This is a genomic window from Enterococcus sp. NBRC 3427 (assembly GCF_007996925.1).
GTDB classification, from domain to species: domain Bacteria; phylum Bacillota; class Bacilli; order Lactobacillales; family Enterococcaceae; genus Enterococcus_B; species Enterococcus_B lactis.
On sequence record NZ_BJLL01000081.1, the window covers coordinates 1 to 7,839 of the forward strand.

Below are 7,839 nucleotides of genomic sequence, written 5' to 3' on the forward strand. Positions count from 1 at the left end.
TTTTGAACACCGTTTAAGAAAGAGGACGTAAGCCTGCCGTTCAACTCCGAGTCACAAGAAACAATTTCAAAAAAACAGCTTCTTATGTTTTATGGATATTGTGACTTGTGACCGAGGAGTTGGCAGGAGAACACCGTTTATTCGGAAAAAAGGACTGTGACAGACTTTTGTCGCAGCCCTTTTTTGCAATCCAATTATACGAACAGTTGTGGTTTAATTGACGGCAGCTTTTTTCTTTCAGGTCTTTTTAAAAGCAAGTGAAACTTCTTATTTTCATGAGCTTTTTTCAATTCAAGGTACAACTTGACATAATCTGTCTTTCCTTCCAAAAAATTCACTACATAATAACTTGTATCCGTTTCTTTGGGCATAAGATGTACAGAAGAGACGATCAGAAAATCAATGGGTTGTATTTCTTCATAGGATAATTCCTTCAGTTCGATAAAGGACAAGTCTTTTAAAAAATTCTTGATATCTTGGGTAAAAAAATAATTTGTTTCCATCACTAAAGAAACTTGTAACTTAGTTGAATTTTCATTGTCCTCACAACATTGCAAAGTCAGCCATGCAAATATTTCAGCTAAATCGTTACAGCAAATAGAAAGCCATTGATAATTATGTCGCCGCCCCATCTTATTCAAGAAGAAGGTAAAATGCTCTTTTAAATAGTAATAACTTGAAGACTTCTTTTTATGAAAATAATTCATTAGAAAGAAAAGTGTCGGTACACGCTTTGGAAAAAGATAATAACAAAAAAGAATATTAAATAAATGGAGGTGAACAATTTGATTGTGTTGAAAAACACGGTCATCAGGAAAAATCTCAGTTTGCCAATAATTGTCAAGTTCTTTCAATAATGAAGAAAGCAGCTGTCCTTTTTTGTCGAATATGTCTAAAGCTTCATTAAGAGTAGGATTCTCATATTGAAAGGTCGGTGCATAAAACACCATAAATTGTGCAAAACGAAATTCACTGTCTTGATGAGAGGTGGGAATAGAAAAATGTTCACCAAAAAGGCATTTTATTCGATGATCATTACTAAAAACTGCTTCGCTATAGCGAGGGTCATCCTCTACATAGTGACCTTGTGCAATCCGCTGAGTGGTAATCCCAGCAAAAAGACAAACTTCTTTTTTTCCTACGAAACTCCAATTTAAAGATGTATGCTTAGTAAGTTCAGCCAATTTTTTTAATAACTCAGATTTTGAGACGTAAAAAGCATAATCTTCATTTCCGCGAGAAGCTGCCCAAAGAATATTGAATAATATCAAGCGAATCAAGCGTTCGTCTCCTTTGAAAGATAATTGGCTGCGATTAAAAATGACATCGAATTCCTGTACATAATCGGCTAATGACTGCAGATGCCGCATAGCAGAAGCACGACTAATGAAATTTTCTTGGCAGAATTCCACCAGATTTTTCTCTGGATAGAAAAGAGAAGATTTGATCGCGCGATAAGGGAGGCTATGCTGGATAAGATATGAATAATAATAATCATAGTTTAAATCAGTTGGCAGATTCTGGTTGATCTTGTTTTTTGACAATAATTTGAATCCAGAAAAGCAAAAGGCATCAAATTCATTCTCCATTTCATTCAATATATTTTTTACGATAGTAGAAGATAGATCAAGTTTTTTACTGATCTTTTTGATAGTTAATTCATGTTGCTCCTCCAATAGATGAAAAATTGCTAACTTGCGGCGTTCTTTCTGGGTAAACACAATATTGAAAAACATAGGACCTCCTTTTTGATTGCTTATTTCTTTAAATAATTAAAAATACAAATATTTTATAAACTATTATTCAACTCCAGATCATTTCTAGATACCTCTTCATTTTTCTTTATATCCACTTAAATTATATTTTTCTCATTTTTTTGATTTTATTCCCATTTTATTGTCTCAAATTTGATCGATAAATACAATTTATTTGAGAAACCACTTTCATTATTTATAGGTTAATGTTTTTTATTAAGTTGATTGCTACCTTTTATTATGGATTTAATGTCTGTTTACGGTATTTTTTTGTTATTATATTTTTTAACACCTTTTTTCTAATCTATTTGCAATCTTATTTTAATTAAGTTAAATTTTAGGTATCGGATAAAAGATGAGAACGACTATATCGGAGCTTTTTGAAAAAATCTCACTAATATTCAAGAAGGGGAAGAGAGGAAATGAAAAAAACGAAAACTGTCTCACATTATGGCAGTGTAGTTTTTATGGTTGCTGTACTATTTTTATCGCAACTTACGGGACTGTCGCAGATCACTTTTGCCAAGACTGAGTCTGAAAAAGTAGTAGCTGATGAACATGCAAATATTGTGATCGATTACGAAATGGATGAGGAACTGAAGCAGATACAATGGAGTATGACATATAAGAAGCATGCAAAAGATGAAGCTGAATATCAAATGCAATTTAAGCTGGAAATAGTTGAACATGAAGGGTTATTACTGAGAGAAAGCATTCAGGAAATCGAACGAACCTTTGGAAAAGTAGGACCAGTTGATGAGGAATGGTACTACGCAGGTGATTTTTCTTCGGAGAATGAGAGAATTGAAATCGTTTTTAAAAGCCTCATAGTAGAAGAATATAATCAATACCATCTAAAAATTACGCCAAGACTGATGAAACAAACAGGAGATGAATTAGAAGAGATATTCATTGGTGACCAGACAGAGTACGTAGTCGCAGTTGATTTGCCGGAAAATACCGCCGTATCTGAAATAAATGGGGAGCCTACTGAGATTTCTGATAAGCCAGAAGCATCAAGAGAAGAACCAGTGGAAAATGCTCAAACAGAAGCGGAAGAAGTTGAAACCTATGCCGCAAATACATTAGATTCCAATTTGAATTGTGCTTTTGCAGATGCTATTCCTTTAAATCACTTGTTTGCAAGACCAAGTCATATTTTCACACTTGCACCTAATGTCGCAACATTAGATCAAGACTACCGATTAAGTTATATGACGCCTTCAAATTTGAGTTCATTGCTATATAACAGAGGGCATATGGTTTCAACAAGTTCTAACAGGATTGATTTTACGAACATGTCTACGGATATCGGATTTACAAGTTATCTCTATTTTGATGAAGATACAGAGGGAATCACGTTCTTTCTTCATGATGGGAATCCTACTAATTTGTTTTTCAGCAGACGGGGTATCTACAATATGTATGATCCTACAGCAGGGCATTCACCTAAGTCATTAGGAGCGTATTATCACCCAGATCTTTTGACAGGTATAGCTCCTATTGATAAATATATAGCGAATGGAATGATTCTTGAATTCGATAATAAAATTTCTAATGGTCCTCTTCTAAATCTCAATGCATTAGGAGATCGAGAATTCTCTGGTGCCCATATTGCAGCAGCGCCTTCGGGTAATCCGACTACTAAATCTTTTAAAAAAGACTTTGGCAGAAACAGTGAATTTTCGACTGGTAGCTGGTGGAAATTGGATATCAACATTACCCCAGCAGGGATGCTTACCTTTACAATGGAGGATCTGCGCCAAACAGGAGGATATGGCATAACAGAAGGCGTCATCAATATCAATGACTATTTTACCAATCTTCCATCGAAGAAACTATATTGGGGATTCACTGCGACTGCTGAATTTTCCCTTCTTAGTCCTCGTGCAGATGCAGCAATCTTTTTAACCAATCCACGATTTGAGGTCCAAGGGGAATTGGTGCATGAGATTACAACGCAAGAGCAAGGTGTGACGGTGAATGTGAATGGCAAAAAAATCCCTATCAATACAGAATTGGAACACACAGTTACATTTTACAACGAAGAAGGCGATGGTAGTATCTTCCTTAATCCTAGTGAAGATAATGGTATCACTATCTTGACTTCTGATGAAGAAGAAAGTAAATCCAATCCTTTTGAGTTTACTGAATTAATCTTATTAGAAGATGGCTATCAACCATATTTTACGTATCAAGAACTAGATAGTGACGGTGAAAATGCTACATCAATAGATGTAAATGCTTTTTATGTTTCATCCACCCAGCGCTTTTATCCAGAGGAAGCTATCGAGATTCCTATAGGAACAGAAGTGACGTTGCATTACAAAACAAAAGTAAAACCAGAGTTTCAAGGACTTGAAAACCATAACGTCTATGAACGGGTAGAGTTTATTGGTAGATCAGGCACTACAACCGGTGAGTATTATTATGCTCAAGTCGAACATGCAGTTGAATACGAGATCCAGCGTGAACCTAACCACCCACCAGAAATTGACAACTTACGAACGACAAATGAAGTGTTTGGCGAAAAAAATACATTTATTGATTTTCAAGATCCGTTCCATTTTACATTTGATTATCTTGATCCAGACTTAGATCGTTTGTATTACAGCGTATGGATCAATGATGAGTTATTGATTGAAAATCAGATAATCACAGATGCAGAAGAAGAATTCAAAATGCATCAATCACGAGGGTTCAAAATCGATCTAAAAGATTCAGATGGTGTTTTCAAACTAGGAGAAAATACAATCAAGCTCACCCTTACTGATAATCGACCTATCAATAATGAGATTACTTATCTAGAGCTAAATGAAACCTTCACTGTTGAAGGATTTATCGGATTTGAATTCGTGACAGAAGAATACAGCTGGAAGTATGCTCGATCACAATTGCCAATGAACAGACAAGCACAAGCTCGTGAAGAAGGGATGCGTGTTGTTACTAGAAACACATTGAATACATCGGATTCATATAGAGTGACCGTATCCGCTGAAGAACTAAATCATGTGGATATGCAACATGCGATTAGTGAAGAGTATCTTGTGTTCAAAAATGAACGGGGAGAAATCGCACTTTCTGCTTTAACGCTTGAAATTGACAAAAAGTATGAATTTTCGGAGGAAGAAGGGCTATTGCTGCGGCTAAACAATCAAGAGGCGTTAGGCGCATATTCTGGAACGATCACGTGGAAAATTGAGGATGTGTTATAGCAAGAAGCTAGCTTTGAAAGGGGGGATCGTATGGCTGGCTAGATACTAGAAAAAAAGTGGAAAGGAGAAAACAATGAAATCAAAAATCCGATACTGGATAATTTCTGTTCTTCTTCTACTCCTGTTCTCGTTATCGATGCCAGTGGTGAATGCTGCTACCCAAGCTGGTGAAACGCATGCAGTCATAGAAATCAATGAACGGGAGATAGGAAAGCAGACTGAAATGGGAGAAGAAAAACAGAAAAGCAGTTTTCCAGAGGCAAATGAAGCAAAGGCAGGATTGATTTCATTTGCTGGGACGCTGTTGATTATCGGCGTTATTTTAGTCTATCGTCATCAAATACGTGGAGGCGAAAAACATGAAAAATAGATTTTCGCTAGCGTTATGGAGTGCATTATTCATAGGAATGTTTAGCTGTTCTTCTGCTGTTCACGGACAGACCGAGGGCACGACTTCTCTGAAAATCGTTCCTTTGAATGAACAATTTCCACGGATGCTATACATTGATGATTTACTGTTCGTATCGCGCTATACAGATGAACACAATCAAATCCATCGAGAGAGCAACGATTTATCGATTACCTTTCTTGATTCTCGAAAAGAGAGCACAGAATGGCAACTACAACTGAAAACAGAAGACTTCCGTTGTAAAAAAGATGGCCATCTTTTGACTGCCGATTATCAATTAGGCAGAGGCATGTTCAGCGGAAAGAACGAAGAAGCTGTCGAAGGATTGGAAGCTTTCGAATATGATCACCAAGATGCAGGAAAAGAGTATCGTACGATCATCCAGTCAACAGGAAACAAAGAACGTGGAATCGTTACATATACGATTCCTGGCGAGCAGTCAACACTCTCTTTTCCTGAGGGGACATCTAGTGGTCATTACTACTCGAAACATTATTGGCGATTTGTGAATGCAGAATTTTGATGAGAAAAAAGGAGGACAAAAAATGAAAAAATTAGTAGGGGTTTTAAGTACAAGTGCGATGTTATTTACATGTTTTGCACCAACAGTCATGGCAGCAGAATTTGGTGAACCAATGGATGGAACGACTAGAGTGGAGATCACTGACTTTTTAGTAGTGGATGATCTTCCAACTTACCCAGGAATTTTTACACTCGATGATGTTCCTGATATCGATTTTGGTGAACATACGGTCGAACAGATCAGTACGAATGCTACTGTTGAAGGTTCTTTCGTTGGAGAATTAAGAGCTTCCGATTTTCGTCCGCTAGAAGCCAGCAAAACAGAAGCTTTAGAATTGATCAGCGAATACACTGGTGTTGAAGATACAACAGAGCTGACAGCAGCTTGGGAGAATGCTGTAGTTGTGGGAGATTGGGTATTGACAGTCAGTGCAACAAACTTAACAGATGATATTGCTTCTGCTCTTACGATCAATGGAGAAAATGTATTAGAATCTGCAACAACTCTTCCGATATCTTATGTTTCCGGTACTTTTGATCATATAAATGAACTCACATCAGAAGCGCCAACACTAATAGTCAAAGCGAATACACCGGTTGGAGAGTATACTGGGACAGTTACTTACACAGCAGTTGATTCGATCTAACAGCAATATTTCAAGTAAAATAATTCGTTTTACTTGTAAACAACCGCAAAAGGATGGAGCGGATAAGCTAACTCCGTCCTTTTTACATAAAATGGAGGGATGAAAAGTGAGACGACATTTAGTATTGGTTTTGATAATTTTGTTAATACAGCTAGTTTTTCCTGGAATCGTCGTTTTTGCTGATGAAAACCATGGAGCAGACTATAGCGTCCATCCTATTTTACCGGACAATCAGCGAGAAGGACGTTCATTCTTTGATTTACGAGTAGAACCTGGAACAAAACAGACACTACAGATCCAGATCAATAATTTTTCTGACCAGGAGCAAACGTACTTTATCAATGTCAATACAGCTCAGACAAACGGAAACATAGTGATTGACTACGGACAAAATGAATTACCAGAGGAATCAATCATTCAGCAACCCATCTGCGCATTGGTCGATTATCCAAAAGAAGCAGTGATTCCAGGGAATAAAGCAGGAGTCGTTACTTTAGAAGTACAAGCACCTGATACTTCCTTTGATGGAATCTTATTAGGCGGGATCCAAGTGAAAAAAGATTTTTCAGCTGAAAAAGAAGAAAGTAATCAGCCTTTTTTTAGCGAATACGCTTATGTGGTTGGGTTGATGATGAGCGCAAATGACAAGGAAGTTGTGCCGGATCTGAGGTTGAATGAGGTACGTTCCGAAGTGATCACCAACAATGCTGGTGTGGTTGCTGTGCTAGAAAATCCTCAACCAATCAATATCAAGGGAGTGACCGTTGAAGCAACTGTTCATTCAAAAGGACAGGAAGAACCGATAATGACACGAAAAATCGAAAATGGTGGTATTGCTCCTGAATCAGTTTTTGCTATGCCTATTTATCATGGGGAAGCTGGAAATACGAAACCTTTAGAATCGGGTGATTATCAACTTTTAGTCGAAGCACAAGATGAGACAAGGCAAAAGTGGTTGCTGACAAAAGACTTTACGATTACGAAAGAACAAGCAAACTCAGTCAATCATGAGGTTTTTACTGTAGAAAATAATACAAATTCTTTGTTGTATATCATTATCGGTGCCCTAGCAGCGGTTCTTTTAGTCGGTGGTTTCTATGTATATTGCAGAGGAAAGAAATTCCGCAGAAGGTGATTCCTATCGAATATTAAGTGAAATCTGTTTTATAAGAAGTAGGAAAAATAAGAGTAGGGGCTGTGACAAAAGTCTTGTCGCAGCCCTTTTTTCCGGATAAACGGTGTTCTCCTGCCAACTCCTCGGTCACAAGTCACAATATTCAATAAACATGAGG

The 7,839-nt window shown here is 37.1% G+C and carries 6 protein-coding genes; 5 read left to right on the top strand and 1 reads right to left on the bottom strand.

Annotated features, from left to right (window positions below):
• Window positions 1-194: 194 nt before the first annotated feature.
• The gene (locus ESP02_RS12355; protein ID WP_002374810.1) at window positions 195-1,736 is read right to left on the bottom strand and encodes a helix-turn-helix domain-containing protein; all 1,542 of its coding nucleotides are present in this window, start codon (window positions 1,734-1,736) and stop codon (window positions 195-197) included.
• Between the two features lie 440 nt (window positions 1,737-2,176).
• Between ESP02_RS12355 and ESP02_RS12360 the strand changes: the two genes are divergently transcribed.
• The 5 genes from ESP02_RS12360 (at window position 2,177) to ESP02_RS12380 (ending at window position 7,682) form a co-directional block, all read left to right on the top strand.
• Entirely contained in the window at window positions 2,177-4,969 is a 2,793-nt protein-coding gene (locus ESP02_RS12360) for a hypothetical protein (protein ID WP_002374808.1), read from the top strand.
• Window positions 4,970-5,042: 73 nt separating this feature from the next.
• A complete protein-coding gene (locus tag ESP02_RS12365) occupies window positions 5,043-5,339 on the top strand; it encodes a hypothetical protein (RefSeq protein ID WP_010732927.1) in 297 nt (98 codons plus the stop codon).
• Window positions 5,329-5,901, top strand: coding sequence for a hypothetical protein (locus ESP02_RS12370; RefSeq protein ID WP_002374805.1), 573 nt, complete (start codon window positions 5,329-5,331; stop codon window positions 5,899-5,901). The genes ESP02_RS12365 and ESP02_RS12370 overlap by 11 nt, the downstream gene beginning before the upstream one ends.
• Window positions 5,902-5,923: 22 nt before the next feature.
• Entirely contained in the window at window positions 5,924-6,547 is a 624-nt protein-coding gene (locus tag ESP02_RS12375) for a hypothetical protein (RefSeq protein ID WP_025478524.1), read from the top strand.
• A 106-nt stretch (window positions 6,548-6,653) separates the two neighbouring features.
• The gene (locus ESP02_RS12380) at window positions 6,654-7,682 is read left to right on the top strand and encodes a DUF916 and DUF3324 domain-containing protein (RefSeq protein ID WP_025478523.1); all 1,029 of its coding nucleotides are present in this window, start codon (window positions 6,654-6,656) and stop codon (window positions 7,680-7,682) included.
• The last annotated feature ends 157 nt before the right edge of the window (window positions 7,683-7,839 follow it).